The organism is Magnetospirillum moscoviense, from assembly GCF_001650635.1.
GTDB classification, from domain to species: domain Bacteria; phylum Pseudomonadota; class Alphaproteobacteria; order Rhodospirillales; family Magnetospirillaceae; genus Magnetospirillum; species Magnetospirillum moscoviense.
On record NZ_LWQU01000080.1, the window covers coordinates 1 to 1,100 of the forward strand.

Below are 1,100 nucleotides of genomic sequence, written 5' to 3' on the forward strand. Positions count from 1 at the left end.
CGGGTCGTGCACCTGAACTACGAGAACGCCTGCCGCGACTTGCCAGCCACCTTGAACACGATCGCCGCCGCCGCCGGCAACGGCCAGTGGCCAAGCTGGTGGTGCCGCCTCGAACGTCGCCGCCGCGGAACCGGCGACCGTCCCGATGACGCAGGCCGACCTTTTCAAGATGCTGACAGCCAAAAAGAAAAGACCGTAATCCCGGATGCCCGGAGCAATGGCCTGCCCTCCTAGGGCCAGTCGTCGGTCTGGATGTCTTCACCGGCGGTCAGGTAGGCTAAGGGCCGGTCGTCGACGTTCTCGTTTGTGAGGATGCCGCGGTATTGCATGTCCATGGTCCGGATGTGGCCGACGATCCACCGCCTCACAAGGTCGTTGATCGCGGTCGCCACTTCCTTGTCGCCGCCTCTGTAGGCTTGGGCGATCTGATGGGCGCGTGCGGCGAAGGCCTCATGGGCCGCGGCATGCTCGGCCAGCAACGGATAGCCAGCGGCGGCCATGGCCGTTTCCTCGCGCAGGAAATGGCCTTTCACGTATTCCTCAAGGATGTTTATGGAGGTTTCGACAAGCATGTCCTGACTTTCGTCGGGTCTGCCAATGATGTCGCGCAACAGATCTGCCAGCCGGAAGAACGCCTGATGATCCTCGTCGATGACGTCCACGCCGACCGACAGGTCGTCAGTCCAGTCATTGGGGCGCTCAGAGTTTGCCGGATCACTTGTCATCCTGCACCGAGGATCTTCACGACACCAGCATGCAGTTTCTTGATGGAGAACGGCTTTTCCATGAACAGGTCGACTCCCGCTTCATAGGCGTCCCCCTCAGAATCACTTCCGGTCATTCCTGTCAGCAAGATAATTGGTAGCTTTGGATCGATGCCATCGGTACCAGCTCGTATCCGACGGGTGCACTCAAGTCCATCCATCACATCCATTTTCCAATCCATGATGACCAATTGGGCTCGGCTGCTGCCTATTTGCGCGATGGCCTCTTCACCGTTGGCAGCTTCTATGATTTCTTTAACCGACATTCCCCATATGGGCGGTCCATACGCCCCTGATTGACGGCAGAATGGCAAAATTCCGGCCCAATTGGAAGGC

General features: G+C 58.9%; 3 protein-coding genes. 1 reads left to right on the forward strand and 2 read right to left on the reverse strand.

Annotated features, from left to right (window positions below; genetic code table 11):
- On the forward strand, positions 1 to 234 hold a 234-nt coding region (locus A6A05_RS21435), incomplete at its 5' end, for a hypothetical protein (RefSeq protein ID WP_216635743.1).
- Here A6A05_RS21435 and A6A05_RS03900 read toward each other — a convergent pair.
- Both A6A05_RS03900 and A6A05_RS03905 read right to left on the reverse strand, forming a co-directional pair.
- Complete coding sequence (locus A6A05_RS03900; RefSeq protein WP_068497677.1) at positions 231 to 725, reverse strand: bacteriohemerythrin; 495 nt, start codon at positions 723 to 725, stop codon at positions 231 to 233. The two genes, A6A05_RS21435 and A6A05_RS03900, sit on opposite strands and share 4 nt — an antisense overlap.
- Positions 722 to 1,100, reverse strand: a 379-nt coding sequence (locus A6A05_RS03905; protein WP_156520882.1) for a response regulator, incomplete at its 5' end; no start/stop codon positions are given. The genes A6A05_RS03900 and A6A05_RS03905, both read right to left, overlap by 4 nt.

Excerpts from the sequence above, each read along its gene's own strand:
- A6A05_RS03900 (WP_068497677.1), bottom strand. The coding sequence starts at position 725 with ATGACAAGTGATCCGGCAAACTCTGAGCGCCCCAATGACTGGACTGAC.